Consider the following 18,549-nt stretch of genomic DNA (forward strand, 5'->3'; position numbering starts at 1 on the left):
ACGGTCTGCGGCTTCACTTTACCCCCACAGCCAAGCTGCCCCTCTTACGCCTGAGCTATCGCCATGCTTGTTTTTCAACAATTTGGTCTTGCACTCAGGCGTAATCACATATCGCTTCATAACATTCGGCACGCGTTCATAAAGGCAATTCAGGTTTGATACCCCGCCACCCAGAACAATGGCATCCGGATCAAGAATATTCACAATAAGAGCGCAAGCGCGACCCAATCTATCTACATACAAATCCAAAGCACGCTGAGCCGCTTGGTCACCAGATGCCGCAGCGTCTTCAATACCCTGCACACTGCGGTTTCCTGCACCCTTCCATGCCTCAGCCAAGGCAGGACCGCACAAAAACCGCTCCAGACAACCAGAATTGCCACAAAAACATTTTGGCATAGGAAATTCATCTTCCCGCACCCATGGCAAGGGGGTGTGGCCCCACTCTCCGGCAATGTCATGCAACCCTTTCAAGGGTTTGCCATCAACAATAATGCCGCCGCCCATGCCTGAACCAAGAATCACACCAAACACCACATGGCACCCAGCCGCAGCTCCATCGGTTGCTTCCGACAAAGCAAAACAGTTGGCATCATTCTCAACACGAACGGGAAAACCCAAAACATCCTGCAAGTCATCAGCAAAAGGCTGACCGTTCAGCCAGGTCGCGTTCGCATTTTTTACAAGGCGGGTATGCGCATCCACAGCACCGGGAATACCCACCCCAACAGTGGCATATGGGTTTGTGCGGGCATGCGCATCATCAACCAGTTTTTTCACTTCACTCAGCAGCCCCTGATAAGTACCTGGGTTGCTAACGCGATGCCGCAAAACCACCTGCCCTTCGGCATCAAGAGCGACGATTTCGATCTTGGTGCCCCCAATATCGATTCCCAGACGGTAGTCCGACATACTTTATAACCTGCTGTTTTTATTAAACTTTTAACAGAATGTTTCCTACTACAAAAGAAAGTGGCACACTTTGCAAACACTGCGCCACCAACCTTCTACGGCAGGAATCAGCCAAGATGAATGAAACTGTTCTTGACGCACGCGGGCTGAATTGTCCACTTCCTGTGCTCAAGGCCAATCGCGTTCTCCGCACCATGCAACCAGGGGAACGGCTTCGAATATTAGCAACGGACCGCGCTTCCATAACCGACTTTCAGGTATTCTGCCGTGAAACCGGTCATGCTCTTATCGCCTTTACAGATGAAAACAGTGTGTTCTGTTTTACCGTAAAATGTCGCGCCAGCGCGCCCGCAAACAAGCCAAACTAAAAAAATCCTGCCTGCCACACACCACCCAAGACTTGGCAGACCCCTGCATATCGGGCTATTGCCTGCCCCTCATGACGGATAGGAACCCCCGCGCCATGTCGGACAACATCAAATCACTGTCTTTCGAAGATGCGCTTTCCGAGCTGGAAAAAATTGTGCGTGGCTTGGAAGGTGGGCAGCTAAAGTTGGAAGATGCAATAACGGCCTACGAACGCGGGGCCGCCCTACGGCAACATTGTGAGGCCAAGCTTAGCGAGGCTGAGGCCCGCGTGCAGGCGATCGTGCAGCGGTCTGATGGAACGCTGAACATGAAACCTATGGACTGAGATGTCGATGACAAACCCGACACCCCCCTCTATCAATCGTGCATCAGATAATGGCGCCCTGCTCAAGCAGGATATGGGTGCGCGCGCCCGCGTTATTGAACACACGATTGATACCTTGCTTCCCCTCACAACCGGAGGCGATGCGCGGCTAATTGAAGCCATGCGCTACGCAACACTTGGTGGGGGTAAGCGGTTACGTGGTTATCTTGCCATTGTAACGGCAAGCCTTTTTGGCGTTCCAGAAAGTCAGTCCGCACGCGTTGCTGCGTCTGTTGAAATGCTGCACGCTTACTCACTGGTGCATGATGATCTTCCAGCCATGGACGATGATGACATGCGCCGTGGTCAGCCTTCCACGCACCGCAAATTTGATGAGGCCACAGCCATTCTGGCCGGAGATGCCCTTCAAACCAAAGCATTCGAAATTCTAGCCGCCAGCCAGACCCATACGGATGCAAACGTGCGTATTGATCTGATTTCCGCCTTTGCCGAAGCTTCTGGCGCTGCTGGCATGGTTGGTGGCCAGATGATTGACATGGAAGGCGAAGGCCGCGCACTTCCGCTTGAAGAAGTCCGCCATCTTCACGCATTGAAAACCGGCTGCCTGATCCGTTATTCCGCAGAATCTGGTGCCATTCTGGGTCAGGCATCCCCTGATCTACGCCGCCGTCTGCGCTCCTATGGTGCAAATATTGGCGCAGCCTTCCAGATTGCAGATGATGTGCTGGACGCAACAGCCACGGCCGAAGAACTTGGCAAGACTGCCGGTAAGGATGAAGCCTCAGGCAAGTCCACCTTCGTGGCCCTGCTGGGTATTGAAGGTGCCAAAGCAGAAGCTCTGCGCGTAACAGAAGAAGCCATTGCCGATCTGGGACCCTTTGGCGCACAGGCAGATCGTCTGCGTGATCTGGCCTATTATGTGATCGAACGGAAAAACTGAACTCATGACCAATCAGCCCCACACTTCACCGATTCCGACGTTAGGGCGTTTTCCTGCGCTGGACCGGGTTGAGTATCCGGCGGACCTGCGCAATCTCTCGGTTGAGCAGCTCAAGCAGGTTGCGGATGAACTGCGGGCCGAGACGGTGGACGCGGTTTCCACCACAGGGGGGCACCTTGGGGCTTCCTTGGGTGTTGTGGAGCTGACGGTTGCCCTGCATGCGGTGTTTGATACCCCAGATGACAAGGTGATCTGGGATGTGGGCCACCAGGCCTACCCCCACAAGATTCTGACCGGCCGGCGTGACCGCATTCGCACCCTGCGCCAACCGGGCGGCCTGTCCGGCTTTACCCGCCGCGCAGAAAGCCAATACGATCCGTTTGGCGCGGCCCATTCCTCCACCTCTATCTCCGCCGGACTCGGCATGGCCGTGGCCCACCACCTGCGGGCGGAGGAAGACCCCAGCTACCGCGAACGCAATGTGATTGCCGTGATTGGCGATGGCTCCATTTCCGCCGGCATGGCGTATGAGGCCATGAACAACGCCGCCGTGGCCGGCCCCGGTGCGGAACGGCTGATTGTCATCCTGAACGACAACGAGATGTCCATTGCCCCGCCTGTGGGGGCCATGTCGAACTACCTGTCGCGCCTGATGTCTTCCCGCAAGTTCATGGGGCTGCGCGAACTGGCCGGCAAGTTTGTGAAAAAACTGCCCGCCCCTGTAGAACGCACGGCCCGCAAGGCCGATGAATATGCCCGCGGCATGATTACCGGCGGCACGCTGTTTGAAGAGCTGGGCTTTTACTACGTTGGCCCCGTGGATGGGCATGATCTGCCGCAGCTGGTCTCTATCCTGCGCAACCTGCGCGATACGGATAACGGCCCCATCATGCTGCATGTCATCACGGAAAAAGGCCACGGCTATCAGCCAGCCGAAAAAGCCGGAGACAAGTATCACGCCGTTGCCAAGTTCAACGTGGTCACCGGTGAGCAGAAAAAAGGCCCCGCAGGCCCGCCAAGCTACACCTCCGTGTTCTCCCGCGAGCTCACACGCCGTGCGGCCACCGATAACAAGATTGCCGCCATTACCGCCGCCATGCCTTCTGGCACGGGGCTGGATGCCTTTGCCAAGGCCTACCCGGACCGGTTTTTTGATGTGGGCATTGCCGAGCAGCATGCCGTAACCTTTGCAGCCGGCATGGCCACTGAAGGGCTGCGCCCGTTCTGCGCCATCTATTCCACCTTCCTCCAGCGCGCCTATGACCAGGTGATGCACGATGTGGTGCTGCAAAAGCTGCCCGTGCGTTTTGCCATTGACCGCGCCGGACTGGTGGGCGCCGATGGCGCCACCCATGCAGGTTCCTTCGACATTGCCTATCTGGGCTGCCTGCCGGGCATGACCATCATGGCCCCATCGGATGAGCTGGAACTGCTGCACATGACGGCCACCGCCGCCCTGTTTGATGAAGGCCCGATTGCCCTGCGCTACCCGCGTGGCAGTGGCCTTGGGCTGGACCTGCCCGCAGAAGGCACACCGCTGGAAATTGGCAAAGGCCGCATCATCCGTGAAATGGGTGGGCAGTCCGGGCCGGAAAAAGGTGGCGTGGCCATTCTCTCGCTTGGCCCGCGTCTGGCCGAGTGCCTGAAAGCCGCAGACATGCTGGCCGCCCGTGGCCTGCCGCCCACCGTGGCGGATGCCCGCTTTGCCAAGCCGTTTGATACGGAACTGGTGGAAAATCTGGCCCGCAACCATGCCGTGCTGATTACCATTGAGGAAGGTTCGGAAGGTGGCTTTGGCTCCCTTGTCGGGCACCATCTGGCCCGCACCGGCCTGCTCGATAACGTGCGTTTCCGCCCCCTCACCCTGCCAGACCGCTTCATCGACCATAACACCCAGGCCGCCCAATACGCCGAGGCCGGCCTCTCCGCACCACACATCGTCGGAACCGCTCTAAGCGCGTTGGGCATTGATTTTACGGAACAGATGGCCTGACTTGATATGGCACGACGTCGTGTTGACCAGCTTCTTGTAGACAGGGGGCTGGTTGAAAGCCGCACAAAAGCACAAGCTCTTATTATGGCTGGGCTTGTGTTTTCTGGTGAAAAACGTGTTGCCAAAGCCGGAGATCAGGTGCCTGAAGATGCACCGCTGCAAGTGCGTGGGCAGGAGCACCCTTGGGTATCCCGCGGCGGCTGCAAGCTGGCTCATGCCATTGAACACTTTGGCCTTTCCCCAGAAGGACGGGTCTGCTTGGATGTTGGCGCTTCAACCGGTGGGTTTACAGATGTGCTCCTTACCCATGGAGCCAAGCATGTTTACGCCGTTGATGTCGGGCACGGGCAATTGGCATGGAAACTGCGGTCTGACCCACGCGTAACTGTGCTAGAAAAGTGCAACGCCCGATATCTGGATAACACAACCATACCAGAAGTCCCTTCTGTGGTTGTATGTGATGCCAGCTTTATCGGCCTACGCACGGTGCTTCCTGCTGCGCTGGCTCTTACCTCAGAAAATGCTTGGGCTGTCGCGTTGATCAAACCCCAATTTGAAGCTGGGCGCGATCAGATCGGAGCCAAAGGCGTTGTGCGGGATCCTGCAGTGCATGACGCTGTTTGCGAAACCATTTTTTCTTGGTGGAGCGCCCTCCCGGGCTGGAAAGTTCTGGGTATTGAACCTAGCCCTATTACTGGGCCAGAAGGGAATAGAGAGTTCCTTATTGCAGCTCAACGCACCTAACCAGCACGGCCAATTGTAACACTAAATTAAATTTTCAGGTTTCCCTGCCTTTTTTGCATGGCAGCACATCAATTTTTTTGCCACATTTCTTTGTGATCATTCCATCAGTTATCACTAAGAATAAGGGCAAGCATCTCATGCGCAAAATTGCAGGTCTGTTTGGCGTCGCCTGCCTTGCATTTACCAGCAGCCAGGCACTGGCAGCTCCAGTTTTTCATTCTGCATCCCACACTTCTGATTCTGTTCAAAATATGCAGGCAACGGAAGTTGGGAATACGCTATTACGTGGATATGAACAGGACGGCTTGATCCTGCATGATGATGTCCGCGCAGGCACGCTTTCAATTCAGGCCGATCCAGCAACACTCCAAGCGCATGATTCCAATACGAACAATCGCTATCGGCTGGCCATGAAAGATGTTCTTTCTGCCGCGGCAACATACGCGTATCTATATTTTGGTCAGAACCCTGATGCGCGAGAAGTTACTGTATCTGCCAATATTCAGACGGATGGCTTCACTCCTGCTAGCGCCAACTCCGCAGATACAGCAGAACCTGCCATGACTTTAGAAATTGCACGGCCAGCCTTCCCTATCTCTGCTGATACCAAGCCTGATTCATATTCCGCACAAACTATTGGCATGATTCTGGATGGTATGGATGCTTCCAAAATCACCATTGCTCCTTGGCTGCGCTCGGCCCTTAAAGAGAGCAATTAATGCGCAAGAGTTTCTGCCCATAACGTATACTGGTGCGCATATATAAAAGAGGCTGGTATCTATCAGCCTCTTTTTTTGTTATACCCGCTTTCCTTTTCCTTTATGTAGCAGCATATCCGCAATGTCTTCCCGCACTTATACTTCCACATCAGCTGACGCTAACAGTTCAGCCCTTACCGATCTGAACGCGGAAGAACGTTCACGCATTTTGGCCAAGGCTGCGCTTTTTAGCCCCCCATCCGCCACTCTATCCGATGGACGGAGAGATCTGGTTGGGCTTTCACGCGATGAACTTACGGATATTCTGACAGAAATTGGTGAAAAACCCTTCCGCACCAAACAGCTCTGGCACTGGATTTATCATCAAGGTGTGACCGACTTTTCTCGGATGAGCACTATCGCCAAGCCGCTTCAGCAAAAATTGGCTGAACGCTTTATTATCGGGCGCCCAGAAGCCGCGACTGTGCAAACATCATCGGATGAAACACGTAAATTTCTGTTCCGTTTTCGTGATGGGCAGGAAGCTGAAACTGTTTACATTCCTGATAGGCGGGAAGATCGGGGAGCTGTCTGCATCTCATCGCAAGTTGGGTGCACACTTTCCTGCACCTTTTGCCATACAGGCACGCAAAAGCTGGTGCGTAACCTTGGGGCGGCAGAAATTGTCAGTCAGTTCATGGCTGCGCGAGATTCCTACGGAGAATGGCCCAGCCCCAAAGGCGAAACGCCTCGCCTTCTCTCCACCATCGTACTGATGGGTATGGGGGAGCCACTTTACAATTATGAAAATGTCGCCAAAGCCATGAAAATCATCATGGATGGCGAAGGCATTGGGCTTTCTCGTCGGCGCATCACACTTTCCACCTCTGGCGTTGTGCCTCTCATGGATCGGTGTGGAGATGAACTCGGGATCAATCTGGCGGTTTCCCTGCACGCCGTTCGAAATGATCTGCGCGATGAAATTGTGCCACTCAACAGAAAGTACCCAATTGAGGAAGTGCTGGCGGCCTGCCGGCGCTACCCCGCTGCCAGCAATGCCCGCCGCATTACGTTTGAATACATTATGCTACGCGGCATCAACGATAGTGAAGCCGATGCGCGCGAGCTTGTGCGCCTGATTTCTGGCATTCCAGCAAAAGTAAACCTTATTCCGTTCAATCCGTGGCCGGGGAGCGATTACAAGCCCTCCACGCGGGAGCAGCAAAACCGGTTTGCAGAAATTGTTATGAATGCAGGATTTGCTTCTCCTATTCGTACCCCTCGTGGACGAGATATTCTGGCTGCCTGCGGGCAATTAAAAACGGCAAGTGAACGCGCTCGCGCAAGTTCTGTACCTGTTTCGGAATAATTTTTCCGCATAAACAGCCCTTGGTGGGCGAATGCACTCTGGTTACGCGCCTCCTGCAGTGATAGGAGGAAAGCCATAGTTACAGATTTATATATCAGGAGATCTGCCTCATGGGCCCGACTTCCGCCCGGAAAGACGTTAAAAAGGTTGTTCTGGCTTACTCTGGTGGCTTGGATACGTCTGTTATCCTTCGCTGGCTCCAGAACACCTATGGTTGCGAGGTTGTTACCTTTACGGCTGATCTGGGCCAAGGGGAAGAACTGGAACCAGCCCGCAAAAAAGCGGAAATGTTTGGCGTAAAAGAAATCTTTGTTGAAGATCTGCGCGAAACATTTGTGAAGGACTTTGTCTTTCCCATGTTCCGGGCCAATACCCTGTACGAAGGCCAGTATCTTCTGGGCACATCCATTGCGCGCCCACTGATTGCACAGCGCCAGATTGAAATTGCAGAAGCAGTTGGCGCAGATGCCGTGGCACATGGCGCAACCGGCAAAGGCAACGATCAGGTTCGTTTTGAGCTGGCATATTATGCCCTTAAGCCAGATATCACGGTTATTGCCCCTTGGCGGGAATGGGATCTGACATCCCGCACGCGTCTGCTGGCTTTTGCTGAAGAAAATCAGATTCCGATTGCCAAAGACAAGCGCGGCGAAGCCCCCTTCTCTGTAGATGCTAACCTGCTGCATTCTTCTTCAGAAGGGAAAGTTCTGGAAGACCCTGCCGTTGCTCCAGAAGAAATTGTGTTTCAGCGCACAATCTCTCCAGAAGCAGCACCAGATAAGCCCACAGAAATCACCATTGATTTTGTAAGCGGTGACCCCGTTGCCATTAACGGCGTGGCTATGTCTCCCGCTACGTTGCTGACACGCCTGAACGAGTTGGGCAAAGAAAACGGTATCGGCCGTTTGGACATGGTGGAAAACCGCTTTGTTGGCATGAAATCCCGCGGGATTTATGAAACACCCGGTGGCACCATCCTGCTGACAGCCCATCGCAGCATGGAATCCATCACGCTGGATCGCGAAGCCATGCATCTTAAAGATAGCCTGATGCCGCGCTACGCTTCCATTCTGTATAATGGCCTCTGGTTCTCCCCAGAACGGCGGATGCTGCAAGCTCTTATTGATGCCTCCCAGCATTCCGTTACTGGGCGTGTTCGCCTCAAACTGTACAAGGGCAATGTTATCTGTGTTGGGCGCGAAAGCCCGAACAGCCTGTATGATGCCCGTGTTGTAACGTTTGAAGACGATGAAGGCGCATACAACCAGCAGGATGCTCAAGGCTTTATCAAGCTGAATGCACTGCGCCTGCGTCTGGGCGCGCAGATCGGGCGTAAAGGTGGTGCCCTATAGGGCACCACTTTTCCACCATCCATCAGAAGGTGTTGAAGAAGATCATGATCCGTCGCTTTTCTCTTATCCCCTGCATGCTTGCGGCCAGCTTGGCCGTATCTCTTACGGCCTGTGGTTCTCACAAGGAAGAACAGGAACTTACGCCTGCTCAGCAGATGGAAAAGCTGCGCTCAGCACCTGGCGTAACTGTTCTGAAAGATGGCTTGGCCTATAAAGTTCTGGAATCCGGCCCCAAGGATGGTGAGCAGCCTCGCCCCGGTGACGGCATGATGCTTATTTATGAAGGCCGACTGCCAGATGGTTCTATCTTTGATAGTTCTGATCAGCACGGCAGCGGTGCCTATATGCAGATGCCTCTTGCTGGCCTGATTCAAGGCTGGATGGAAGCTCTGCCCTTGATGCATGTTGGTGATACGTGGATGCTGTATGTGCCGCCAGAACTTGGTTATGGGCATAAATCCATGGGTATTATCCCTTCTGACAGCCCGCTCATTTTCCGCATCCAGCTTTTGGGTGTGGAACATGCACATAATTCGCCCTGATATAAACTCTCCTGATAATGCGGGTTCCTGAACTTCAGGAACTCGCTTGGGTTTTTGCCCATGCTTGCTTCACGCTTTGCGTATCGCCTTTTATGTAGTGGCATGTTGCTTTTTGTAGCCGCATGTTCTCCTAAAAGCGGCTCCAGCCTTTACGGCACCAATTGCGGCATTTGCCATCATGGTGGTGATGGCATGCCGGGCTCTGTTCCCCCACTTGTCAACCGCATTGATCAGATTGCCAGCACCCCAGAAGGGCGCAAATATCTGGCTGATGTGCTTATGAATGGCGTAAGCGGGCCTATAAAAGCCAATGGTGCGCCCTATAGCGCAGAAATGCCTCCCTTCCGCTACCTTAAAGATGAAGAAGTAGCGGCTATTCTGACTTGGCTTTCACAACGTGGAAACCTAAAACCTGCCCCAACAATAAGCGCGGCAGAGATTGCAACGGCGCGGGCTGACAGAAAATCAGCTGGCAAAGTGGCAGGCGAACGGGAAGAACTGGATCGCACACATCCAATCCCATAATCTGTTCCCATAACATGTGGTGATACTTTTCTTATGCAGCGTATTTTTTCTGGTATTCAGCCATCTGGTGTTCCCCAACTTGGCAATTATCTTGGGGCAATTCGAAACTGGGTTAATTTGCAGGCAAACTATGAATGCATTTTTTGCCTTGTAGACATGCACGCTATTACCGTGTGGCAGGACCCGGAAAAACTACGCGAACATACCTTAACACAGGCTGCTATCCTGCTTGCTGCGGGCATTGATGCTGACAAGCACATTCTCTTCAACCAGTCTGCAGTTTCTGCCCATGCGCGGCTGGCGTGGATTTTTAATTGCGTTGCTCGGATAGGTTGGCTGAACCGTATGACGCAATTTAAGGATAAAGCAGGGAAAGACCGCGAAAATCATTCGGCTGGCCTATACGTGTACCCTAACCTTATGGCCGCAGATATTTTGGCGTATAAAGCGACGCATGTTCCGGTGGGCGAAGACCAGAAACAACATCTGGAGCTTACCAATGATATCGCCCAAAAATTCAACCATGATTACAAGGTAGAGTTTTTTCCGCAGGTAGAACCTCTTATTCCACCCACAGCTGCGCGTATCATGAGCTTACGTGATGGCACCAAAAAGATGTCCAAATCGGACCCCTCTGCACAAAGTCGGATTGAGCTAACAGACGATGCTGATGCAATTGCTTTAAAAATCCGCCGTGCAAAAACTGACTCTGAACCTCTACCTGAAGATATCACCGGCCTTGCGGATCGTCCGGAAGCAAAAAATCTTGTTTCCATTTACGCAGCCTTGGCCGATATTTCTGCTGAGCAGGTACTACAAGAACATGCGGGACAAGGCTTTGGCCCATTTAAAGCTGCGCTAACAGAAATTGTTGTCAACGCCATTGCCCCCATAGGGCAAGAAACGACGCGGCTTTTGCAGGATGAAAGCTATTTGCTGAATACATTGCGTTCAGGCGCACAACGCGCACAGAGCATTGCGGAACCTATTGTTTCCGAAGCTGAAAAACTTGTTGGCTTTCTAAAATAAACGAAATCAATATTACTTTTTCTCAGCAGATATCCGGGCATTTTCAATAATGCCCGGCGCTGCCAAAGCAATTAGAACAATTGCAACTATAAATAGAATATATTTTTGGCAATAGGCATATCCTAAGGCACCCAATACACTACCCACAATAAAACAAACCACTATTTGTGCATGCAACCATAAGCGTTTTTTAATAACATCCAAATATTCACTATCAACTTGATGATAAAAAGATTCAAGCCAATCCGATATTTCTATTCCAAGATCCGTCAACATTCCAGTAACGTGAGTTGTACGCACAACGGATCCTGAAATACGGGTAACTGTAGCGTTTTGTAAGCCCATAACAAAACTTAGAACTAACGCAGCCCCACCATCAGGCACACCAACCTGTGTAAACCAAATGGATTTCACGCCTAAGGCTACCAAAATAGCTGCCTCTAAAACCAAGCTGAAAGCATATACCGCGCCCCACCCTTTGCGACGCCCCATGTTAACAAGAATGGTACAAACAATCGCACCTAAAACAAAGCTGACAATTAAAGCCAAACTTAAAAAAGCTGCTCTCATATCTAAAGCATTTACCTTAAGAGCCAAGCTGGATGCATTGCCTGTCATATTGGCGCAGTAATATCCAAATTGCAGAAAACCCAGCACGTTTACAGTCCCTGCCACAACGGCAAGAGAACTACCGAGTTGTCTGTTCATCTGAAAACTGCGCTGACTTTTTTCTCGCAATAGCATAATCAAGAATTTCTCCGCTTTAATGATACAAAGCAATGCCATTACCCTGTTTTTTTTACACTTTTTACGTAAGAAGCCCCTTGCCAAATGCCTGGGAGACAGATATTAAGCTCGCACAAACCGGGTGCGTAGCTCAGCGGTAGAGCATCGCCTTCACACGGCGGGGGTCACAGGTTCAATCCCTGTCGCACCCACCACGGTTTTCCCTAGTTTCCTGCGGGTTTTAGAGAATTTATGCTCACCTCTCATCTTCTAGGTTAGCTTGATTAACTTCCCTTAAAATTAATAACCCATTATTCAAAAAGCACACGATGGCATAACTTATTATGTCCGCACTGTCAGATTGTTCCAATCATAACATTCTCGACACCTTCCGCGCCTAACCAATCTTGGTGGTAGCTCATCTGGCGAAGATTTGGAGCTTGTTGGTGATACCTTGGCGGAGGTTATCGAAAACACACCGCAAGATTTTAATCTGCCTATCAAATTACAGACGATCAGCGAATTAAAGCATTTGCTTGCCTATAGCGATGCAGACAATGAGTATGTCAGGTCAGGGTTTGCTTATTATAGTTAAGCCCGGATATCTCCCCAATTGGGGTCACTTTCTAAGTCAGCGGGCATTCTGTTCTGCATGCTTAATAAAATAATAAGCGCTACTATAGTGTCTTAAGCTACAAAAAAGCCCTCCAATGTGGAGGGCTTTTTTATATAATTTGAATCACGAAACCGTTAGAAGTTAAAACGACTTCAGTTTACCAAAAATCAAACAGCTGTTGTCGCAACTTCTGGTTCAGGGTTAAGGCGATACCCCCCGCCTTCTGTAACCAGCAAAGAAGCATGAGCTGGATCTGGCTCAATCTTTTGGCGCAGGCGGTAAATGTGGGTTTCCAGCGTATGCGTTGTTACCGCAGCATTATACCCCCACACCTCGTTCAGCAAAACCTGCCGGGGCACTGGGCGCGTTCCTGCACGATAAAGAAACTTCAGAATAGCCGTTTCTTTTTCCGTCAAACGAATGCGACGGTTTTTGGCTGGTTCCTGCAATAGCTTGGCAGAAGGGCGGAACGTATATGGGCCAATGGAAAACACAGCATCTTCACTGTTTTCAAACAGTCTTAGCTGCGCCCGCAATCTGGCCAGAAGCTCTGCAATACGGAAAGGCTTGGCAACGTAATCATTGGCACCAGCATCAAGCCCCTTCACAATATCAGATTCATCATCTGATCCTGTAAGCATGATAACGGGCATACGCAGGCCATCCTTGCGCAGTTCTGCACAAAAATCGCGCCCATCTCCATCTGGCAGGGTTACGTCCAGCAGAATGGCATCACACCGTGCATCTGGTTCCTTCAGCTTCTGGCGAGCTTCGGCCAATGTTGCCGCCTCCAGAACCTGAAATTCTCCATCCAACTGCAACTGCTCTGCCAGTGTTCTGCGAATGACCTGATCGTCATCTACAACCAAAATTGGGCGCGCACCCGTCATGGAACATCGTCTCCTTATGTCAGCCCTCTGGCTCGGCTGCCTTGGCCTACTTCTTTATCGATCACACAACGAATCGTATCGAAACCAATTTCCGGCATGATACGTCAACCTCACGCGAAAGCCATAAAGCAGGGGTAAGATTGTTTATGATGATACACGTCTGGCCAACAGTAAACAGCAATATGGATGCACAACTGCATTGCAGACACAAAAGCATGAGCGCCATTATCGGCAAGAATGGCGTAACTCACCATAAGCGCGAAGGAGACCTGTGCACACCGTTAGGCACCTTCTCCCTCAGGCAGGTCTTTTACCGGGCTGATCGGGTTATAAAGCCCCAATCTGCCCTGCCCGTTATTCCATTAAGCCTACAAGATGGCTGGTGCGATGATCCGTCATCATCCAGCTACAACCAGCACATTCAGCTTCCCTCTTCTTTCCGCCATGAAATACTATGGCGTGAAGATGCCGTGTATGATCTGATTGTCGTGATTGGTTACAACGATAGTCCAGCAGAACCCGGCAAAGGTTCTGCCATTTTCATGCACCTGCAACGCCCCAACAAAACACCAACTGAAGGATGTGTTGCGCTCACAGAAGCCGACTTACGATTTGTTCTGGCATCTGGCGCTACAGAAATAACTATTCATCCGCCCCGTTAAGCTGGCTTGGCCATCTGTTCTGGCGCAACCAACCCTATTGCCACGTAACCTCCTGGTGTCAGGGTTGGTTGTGGCTCATCCTCAGCCGAAACAATTGTAATGCCTGCACCTTTCTGAAGCACCAGAAATAACAGGAAATGGCTGCTTTCACTCAAAAGGTAGTTCTGGTTGTCTTCGGTTACTTCTATCGCAACAAAATGCCAGCCTTGGCTCACCAGCGCTTCCAGCACGGTAAAATTCCAAGCGGGCTGCCCCAACACCTTTCCGCGCGCTTCCCGGCTAAAACCACGATACTGGTCCAGACGCGCTATGCCCGGGCTAACCTGATAAACCCTCTGCCGCCCAAAATGTGGTGCCAGATGCGCACAAACCAACCCATTGTAAATGGCATCCGGCGTAGCTGAAATCAGATAATCAGCCGGACGTTCCTCCAAGTTTTCTGTGCCTTCTTCCGATAAAACTTCGGCACATAAAACAGGCACACCAGCCCGCTCGGCTGGATGCAGATCACCCAAAGAACTATCCACCAGTAAAACAGGCGTGCCCACAGCATGCACTGCCATAGCCAACTGAGTGGACCAGTCATTAGCTCCCACAATGGCCAATGCGGGTTGGTTGGAAAGCGTAAGATGCAACCGCCGACCCAGCGGAATAAGAGAAAAACCATGCAAAATCATAGTGGATGCAATAACGGCAAAAACTGCCGGCATAACCTGAGAAGCTCCGGGGTAACCCGCATCCTGCAAGCGCACACCGGCGGCACCTGCAACTGCGGCCGCCACAATACCACGCGGTGCAATCCACCCCATAAACAGCCTCTCAGCCCGACTAAGGCTGGAACCTATGGTAGCCAACCAAATACCCAAAGGCCGCACTACAAACAGCACAGCCAATGTTAATGCCCCAATAGACCATGACAAACCGGCAAGCTCACTCCGTGTGAGATCAGCCGTAAGCATGATGAACAGGATGGAGACAATCAGCACCACCAGTGCCTCTTTCATCCGTTGGATTTCCGCCATGCCGGGAATACGCAGATTAACCAACGCCATGCCAAATACGGTAGAGGCAATGAGCCCTGCACCATCCATGGTTAAGGTGCCTATCACGTACAAAATCAGCGCAAGGCTAAGCAGTATCGGCATTTTCAGGAGGTCGGGCATTAAATCCCGTATGCACAGCCACCGCACACACCATGCTGTGCCAATGCCAAGAGCGATCATCAATGTCGCACTCATCAGCATATGCGGGATGATGGATACAAAAAATGTGCCAGATCCCTCGCCCGGCTGCATAAGCAGCACTTCCAGCACCAATGTTGCCAGAATGGCGCCTACGGGGTCATTCAGAATGGCTTCCCACCGCAAGAAGGCTGCAATACGGGGCTTGAGCTTAGCATGGCGCAACAAGGGCAGAACAACCGTTGGCCCTGTTACCACAATAATGGCGCCAAACAGAAAGGCCGGGCCCCAGCCCATGCGCCCAACGTAATGGGCTGCAATGCTGCCTAAAATTAAATTGATCGGCAATGCCACCAGCGTAAGACGCAAAACGCCCTCACCGGCTTCTTTTAGCTGACGAAAATCAAGCGCGAGACCGCCTTCAAACACGATAAGCGCCACCGCCAAAGAGACCATTTGGTGGAAGGCACTACCGGCAACCTCGGAGGGATGCATGATCTGCAACCCCGGCCCCAAAAGCAAACCTAAAGAAAAAAGCAGGACAATGGCAGGTAACCTAAAGCGCCAAGCCGTCCATTGTGCCAGCATACCGCCGCCCAGCACGAGAAAAACAAAAAGGATTACGCTTTCAGTCATGCGGGGCCATTTATCTTATTGGTCTATAGGACCTGATGAATCAGGCATCAGTATTATGCGTAAGACCAATAAGATGAACAGTTAAAAATATTTTCCTATTCTATACCTGCTTCCGGTTCTGGCGCGGCGCGCTCCATTACGGCGGCAAAAAAGCCATCTGTGCCATCGCGCAGAGGCGTTAAACTGATGGAACTTTCCCTCCGCAATGCCTCTGGCATATCTGGGCTATCTGAAGACACAAGCTTGAAATCAGGATGACGCGCCAAAAATGCCGTAACCTGATCCATATTTTCTGCACGAAGCAGAGAACAAGTTGCATACACCATCCGCCCTCCGGCACGCACAAGTGCTGCAGCCCGATCCATAATGGCAGCCTGTTTTTCCAACAGTTCTGTCAGGTCCTGTTCTGTGGTGCGAAAACGTGCATCTGGGTTACGGCGCCACGTGCCTGTGCCACTACATGGAGCATCCACCAACACCCGATCAAAGGATCCGGCGCGACGTTTGGCCCACTTATCTCCGGGAACCAGCCAATGCCGTTCTACATTATGCACGCCCGCGCGCCGCAAGCGTTTAACCGCACCTTCCAACCGGGGTGCAGAAACATCGCATGCAACAATATGGCCTTTGTTTTCCATCATCATGGCCATGGCTAGTGTTTTACCACCAGCGCCAGCACAATAATCCAGCACACGCATCTGGGGCTCAACGCCGCTTATGGCGGCAACAAGCTGGCTGCCTTCATCCTGAATTTCCACCAGCCCATCACGAAACGCCACGCTGGTTGTAACCGGTAAACGCGCTGGCAAACGCAGCCCCCACGGAGAAAGCGGTGTAGGCTCAGCATGCAGGCCTTCACAGGCCAAACTACGCTGCGCCTCCTTACGGGGGCCGCGCAGAATATTCACCCGCAAATCCAGAGGCGCTGGGGTGGACATGGCGGCAAGTTCATCTTCTAACTTGTCACCAAAAGTTGCTTCCAGATGCGGCAACAGCCAATCGGGCAGTTCCAGACGAACAGCCCGCGGCATTTCCGGGTTATCCAGAGTTTTACCCGCAAGCGGCGTAAGGATAGAAAGTTCCCCACGCGTTAAAGCGCCTGCGGCAAAGCGCCCCTGCTCGAACATTTCCTCTACTTCGGCCAGAGAGAAACCATCGAACAACAGGCGCGCCCCGGCCCGGAGCCGGGCAGATGCTACCTGCCCTTTTTGCTCCAGCCACCAGCCAAGCCGACGCCACGCCCGCATAACATCCCATACAAGGCCGGATATGGCTCTGCGGTCTCCACCGCCCATGTAGCGCCGCTCTCTGAAAAAGCTGTTGGCTACAGCATCGGCGGGTTTGCGCGGGGCGGCTTCCATTGCTGCAAGCAGATCAATGGCGGCCGCAAGCCTGGCTGAAGGTGTCATATGTGGTTATCAATCCCGACGATAATTAGGAGCTTCACGCGTGATGGAAACATCATGCACATGGCTTTCACGCAGGCCAGCACCGGTAATACGGCGGAACTGGGCACCTTCTTGCAGTTCCTTCAGCACGTGGGAACCTGTGTAGCCCATACCGGCTTTAAGACCACCCACCAGCTGATGAATAACCGCAGCCATGCTGCCTTTGTAAGGCACGCGGCCTTCAATACCTTCTGGCACCAGCTTGAGCGCATCCTTGACTTCCTGCTGGAAATACCGGTCAGCCGAACCACGCGCCATGGCGCCAAGGCTGCCCATACCGCGGTAGGATTTATAGGAACGCCCCTGATACAGGAACACCTCACCCGGCGCTTCTTCCGTGCCAGCAAGCAGTGAACCCACCATGACAACATCGGCACCAGCACCAATGGCCTTTACGATGTCACCCGATGTGCGAATACCGCCATCTGCAATGCAGGGAATACCTTTTTCCTTACATGCCAGAGAGGTTTCAAGAACGGCAGAGAACTGAGGCACACCCACACCAGCCACAATACGCGTGGTGCAAATGGAACCCGGGCCAATGCCAATTTTCACGCAGTCTGCCCCTGCTTCAATGAGGGCATGAGCAGCTTCTGGCGTTGCAACGTTACCAGCCACGATCTGCACATTGGCATCAAAGGCTTTCAGGCGTTCAACTGCGCCCAGAACACCAGCAGAATGGCCATGCGCTGTATCTACCACCAGCACGTCCACGCCAGCTTCAATCAGCATTTTGGCGCGGTTAAAGCCATCTTCGCCCACACCTGTTGCGGCTGCACAACGCAGGCGGCCCAAGCTATCTTTGATAGCCAGCGGGTGGGCAACAGCCTTATCCATATCCTTAACGGTAATGATACCTACGCAGCGGTCTGCATCATCAACTACCAGCAGTTTTTCAATGCGGTGCTTATGCAGCAACTGGCGGGCCGTATCTGCATCCACACCATTTTTAACCGTGATCAGCCGATCCTTGGTCATCAATTCGGAAACAGGCTGGTTGGGATCTACGGCAAAACGGGCATCACGGTTGGTCAGAATACCCACCAACTTCTGCGTGCCGGGTTCAACCACGGGCAGGCCGCTAATGCCGTGGCGATGCATGATATCACGCACTTCGGCCAGTGTCTGATCCGGCCCAACCGTAACCGGATTCACCACCATACCGGATTCAAAGCGCTTAACGCGGCGAACCTGCTCGGCCTGTTCTTCTGGCTTCAGGTTTTTATGGATCACACCAAGGCCACCCTGCTGGGCCATGGCAATTGCCATCTGGTCTTCCGTAACCGTATCCATAGCGGCGGAAACCAGCGGAATGTTCAGTTCAATAGAGCGCGTGAGATGCGTGCGAACGGTTGTCTGGCTGGGCACAACGTCAGATGCAGCCGGCACAACCAGCACATCGTCAAACGCCAGAGCTTCCGTAACACGGCTATAGGGAGAAGAGGTCATGCTGCGGGCACCCTTGCTGAAATACAAAAAGGCAGGTTACCCTGAAGCATACGCTACGCCGCAGGTCACCCGACCATTGGCGCTCCCTCTTATGATGATGCACGCATAAAGGCAAGCATTACACGCGCCTTCTGTCTGTTTTT

At 52.5% G+C, this 18,549-nt stretch carries 18 protein-coding genes and 1 tRNA gene; 13 read left to right on the plus strand and 6 right to left on the minus strand.

Annotation, left to right across the window (positions count from 1 at the left end):
• Positions 1 to 18: 18 nt before the first annotated feature.
• Positions 19 to 912 carry an ROK family protein gene (locus EOV40_RS06895; RefSeq protein WP_128105462.1) on the minus strand — a complete coding sequence of 298 codons (894 nt, stop codon included), beginning with the start codon at positions 910 to 912 and terminating at the stop codon, positions 19 to 21.
• Positions 913 to 1,028: 116 nt separating this feature from the next.
• On the opposite strand from EOV40_RS06895, the gene EOV40_RS06900 reads away from it, so the two are divergent.
• The 11 genes from EOV40_RS06900 to trpS all read left to right on the plus strand — a co-directional run bounded on the left by EOV40_RS06900 (position 1,029) and on the right by trpS (position 10,798).
• A complete protein-coding gene (locus EOV40_RS06900; RefSeq protein WP_003625422.1) occupies positions 1,029 to 1,280 on the plus strand; it encodes a sulfurtransferase TusA family protein in 252 nt (83 codons plus the stop codon).
• Positions 1,281 to 1,351: 71 nt separating this feature from the next.
• On the plus strand, positions 1,352 to 1,606 hold the full coding sequence (locus EOV40_RS06905; RefSeq protein ID WP_003630879.1) for an exodeoxyribonuclease VII small subunit: 255 nt from the start codon (positions 1,352 to 1,354) through the stop codon (positions 1,604 to 1,606).
• Position 1,607: 1 nt separating this feature from the next.
• Positions 1,608 to 2,546 carry a polyprenyl synthetase family protein gene (locus tag EOV40_RS06910; RefSeq protein WP_128105463.1) on the plus strand — a complete coding sequence of 313 codons (939 nt, stop codon included), beginning with the start codon at positions 1,608 to 1,610 and terminating at the stop codon, positions 2,544 to 2,546.
• 4 nt (positions 2,547 to 2,550) lie between these two features.
• Positions 2,551 to 4,539, plus strand: coding sequence for a 1-deoxy-D-xylulose-5-phosphate synthase (dxs, locus tag EOV40_RS06915; RefSeq protein WP_128105464.1), 1,989 nt, complete (start codon positions 2,551 to 2,553; stop codon positions 4,537 to 4,539).
• A gap of 6 nt (positions 4,540 to 4,545) precedes the next feature.
• The gene (locus tag EOV40_RS06920) at positions 4,546 to 5,283 is read left to right on the plus strand and encodes a TlyA family RNA methyltransferase (RefSeq protein WP_128105465.1); all 738 of its coding nucleotides are present in this window, start codon (positions 4,546 to 4,548) and stop codon (positions 5,281 to 5,283) included.
• A gap of 137 nt (positions 5,284 to 5,420) precedes the next feature.
• Positions 5,421 to 6,002, plus strand: a complete 582-nt coding sequence (locus EOV40_RS06925) for a hypothetical protein (RefSeq protein ID WP_128105466.1) — start codon at positions 5,421 to 5,423, stop codon at positions 6,000 to 6,002.
• Between the two features lie 121 nt (positions 6,003 to 6,123).
• The gene (gene rlmN / locus EOV40_RS06930; RefSeq protein ID WP_003623869.1) at positions 6,124 to 7,350 is read left to right on the plus strand and encodes a 23S rRNA (adenine(2503)-C(2))-methyltransferase RlmN; all 1,227 of its coding nucleotides are present in this window, start codon (positions 6,124 to 6,126) and stop codon (positions 7,348 to 7,350) included.
• A gap of 110 nt (positions 7,351 to 7,460) precedes the next feature.
• On the plus strand, positions 7,461 to 8,702 hold the full coding sequence (locus EOV40_RS06935; protein WP_003623870.1) for an argininosuccinate synthase: 1,242 nt from the start codon (positions 7,461 to 7,463) through the stop codon (positions 8,700 to 8,702).
• 44 nt (positions 8,703 to 8,746) lie between these two features.
• The gene (locus tag EOV40_RS06940) at positions 8,747 to 9,244 is read left to right on the plus strand and encodes an FKBP-type peptidyl-prolyl cis-trans isomerase (protein WP_012813070.1); all 498 of its coding nucleotides are present in this window, start codon (positions 8,747 to 8,749) and stop codon (positions 9,242 to 9,244) included.
• Positions 9,245 to 9,304: 60 nt separating this feature from the next.
• On the plus strand, positions 9,305 to 9,769 hold the full coding sequence (locus EOV40_RS06945) for a c-type cytochrome (RefSeq protein ID WP_050819906.1): 465 nt from the start codon (positions 9,305 to 9,307) through the stop codon (positions 9,767 to 9,769).
• 33 nt (positions 9,770 to 9,802) lie between these two features.
• Positions 9,803 to 10,798, plus strand: coding sequence for a tryptophan--tRNA ligase (gene trpS / locus EOV40_RS06950; protein ID WP_087652056.1), 996 nt, complete (start codon positions 9,803 to 9,805; stop codon positions 10,796 to 10,798).
• A 12-nt stretch (positions 10,799 to 10,810) separates the two neighbouring features.
• Here the strand turns inward: trpS and EOV40_RS06955 are convergent, their stop codons facing one another.
• Positions 10,811 to 11,542 (minus strand): YoaK family protein, encoded by a 732-nt coding sequence (locus EOV40_RS06955; RefSeq protein ID WP_128105467.1) that lies wholly within the window; start codon positions 11,540 to 11,542, stop codon positions 10,811 to 10,813.
• 122 nt (positions 11,543 to 11,664) lie between these two features.
• Here EOV40_RS06955 and EOV40_RS06960 point away from each other — a divergent pair.
• Positions 11,665 to 11,739: transfer RNA gene (locus EOV40_RS06960), tRNA-Val, on the plus strand.
• 568 nt (positions 11,740 to 12,307) lie between these two features.
• Here the strand turns inward: EOV40_RS06960 and EOV40_RS06970 are convergent.
• Complete coding sequence (locus tag EOV40_RS06970; RefSeq protein WP_003623877.1) at positions 12,308 to 13,030, minus strand: response regulator transcription factor; 723 nt, start codon at positions 13,028 to 13,030, stop codon at positions 12,308 to 12,310.
• Between the two features lie 146 nt (positions 13,031 to 13,176).
• On the opposite strand from EOV40_RS06970, the gene EOV40_RS06975 reads away from it, so the two are divergent.
• A complete protein-coding gene (locus tag EOV40_RS06975; protein ID WP_208729101.1) occupies positions 13,177 to 13,692 on the plus strand; it encodes a L,D-transpeptidase family protein in 516 nt (171 codons plus the stop codon).
• Here the strand turns inward: EOV40_RS06975 and EOV40_RS06980 are convergent.
• From EOV40_RS06980 to guaB, 3 genes are all read right to left on the minus strand, one after another.
• A complete protein-coding gene (locus EOV40_RS06980; protein WP_128105468.1) occupies positions 13,689 to 15,509 on the minus strand; it encodes a cation:proton antiporter in 1,821 nt (606 codons plus the stop codon). The two genes, EOV40_RS06975 and EOV40_RS06980, sit on opposite strands and share 4 nt — an antisense overlap.
• A gap of 95 nt (positions 15,510 to 15,604) precedes the next feature.
• A complete protein-coding gene (locus tag EOV40_RS06985) occupies positions 15,605 to 16,918 on the minus strand; it encodes an RsmB/NOP family class I SAM-dependent RNA methyltransferase (protein WP_128105469.1) in 1,314 nt (437 codons plus the stop codon).
• A gap of 9 nt (positions 16,919 to 16,927) precedes the next feature.
• Positions 16,928 to 18,406 carry an IMP dehydrogenase gene (guaB, locus tag EOV40_RS06990; protein WP_050819985.1) on the minus strand — a complete coding sequence of 493 codons (1,479 nt, stop codon included), beginning with the start codon at positions 18,404 to 18,406 and terminating at the stop codon, positions 16,928 to 16,930.
• Positions 18,407 to 18,549 lie beyond the last annotated feature (143 nt).

It is taken from the genome of Acetobacter oryzoeni (genome assembly GCF_004014775.2).
GTDB lineage: Bacteria > Pseudomonadota > Alphaproteobacteria > Acetobacterales > Acetobacteraceae > Acetobacter > Acetobacter oryzoeni.

Bases quoted from the DNA above. Each gene is read 5' to 3' on its own strand.
- EOV40_RS06895 (WP_128105462.1), bottom strand. From the start codon at position 912: ATGTCGGACTACCGTCTGGGAATCGATATTGGGGGCACCAAGATCGAA.
- EOV40_RS06900 (WP_003625422.1), top strand. From the start codon at position 1,029: ATGAATGAAACTGTTCTTGACGCACGCGGGCTGAATTGTCCACTTCCT.
- EOV40_RS06905 (WP_003630879.1), top strand. From the start codon at position 1,352: ATGACGGATAGGAACCCCCGCGCCATGTCGGACAACATCAAATCACTG.
- EOV40_RS06910 (WP_128105463.1), top strand. From the start codon at position 1,608: ATGTCGATGACAAACCCGACACCCCCCTCTATCAATCGTGCATCAGAT.
- dxs (WP_128105464.1), top strand. From the start codon at position 2,551: ATGACCAATCAGCCCCACACTTCACCGATTCCGACGTTAGGGCGTTTT.
- EOV40_RS06920 (WP_128105465.1), top strand. From the start codon at position 4,546: ATGGCACGACGTCGTGTTGACCAGCTTCTTGTAGACAGGGGGCTGGTT.
- EOV40_RS06925 (WP_128105466.1), top strand. From the start codon at position 5,421: ATGCGCAAAATTGCAGGTCTGTTTGGCGTCGCCTGCCTTGCATTTACC.
- rlmN (WP_003623869.1), top strand. From the start codon at position 6,124: ATGTCTTCCCGCACTTATACTTCCACATCAGCTGACGCTAACAGTTCA.
- EOV40_RS06935 (WP_003623870.1), top strand. From the start codon at position 7,461: ATGGGCCCGACTTCCGCCCGGAAAGACGTTAAAAAGGTTGTTCTGGCT.
- EOV40_RS06940 (WP_012813070.1), top strand. From the start codon at position 8,747: ATGATCCGTCGCTTTTCTCTTATCCCCTGCATGCTTGCGGCCAGCTTG.
- EOV40_RS06945 (WP_050819906.1), top strand. From the start codon at position 9,305: ATGCTTGCTTCACGCTTTGCGTATCGCCTTTTATGTAGTGGCATGTTG.
- trpS (WP_087652056.1), top strand. From the start codon at position 9,803: ATGCAGCGTATTTTTTCTGGTATTCAGCCATCTGGTGTTCCCCAACTT.
- EOV40_RS06955 (WP_128105467.1), bottom strand. From the start codon at position 11,542: ATGCTATTGCGAGAAAAAAGTCAGCGCAGTTTTCAGATGAACAGACAA.
- EOV40_RS06970 (WP_003623877.1), bottom strand. From the start codon at position 13,030: ATGACGGGTGCGCGCCCAATTTTGGTTGTAGATGACGATCAGGTCATT.
- EOV40_RS06975 (WP_208729101.1), top strand. From the start codon at position 13,177: ATGATGATACACGTCTGGCCAACAGTAAACAGCAATATGGATGCACAA.
- EOV40_RS06980 (WP_128105468.1), bottom strand. From the start codon at position 15,509: ATGACTGAAAGCGTAATCCTTTTTGTTTTTCTCGTGCTGGGCGGCGGT.
- EOV40_RS06985 (WP_128105469.1), bottom strand. From the start codon at position 16,918: ATGACACCTTCAGCCAGGCTTGCGGCCGCCATTGATCTGCTTGCAGCA.
- guaB (WP_050819985.1), bottom strand. From the start codon at position 18,406: ATGACCTCTTCTCCCTATAGCCGTGTTACGGAAGCTCTGGCGTTTGAC.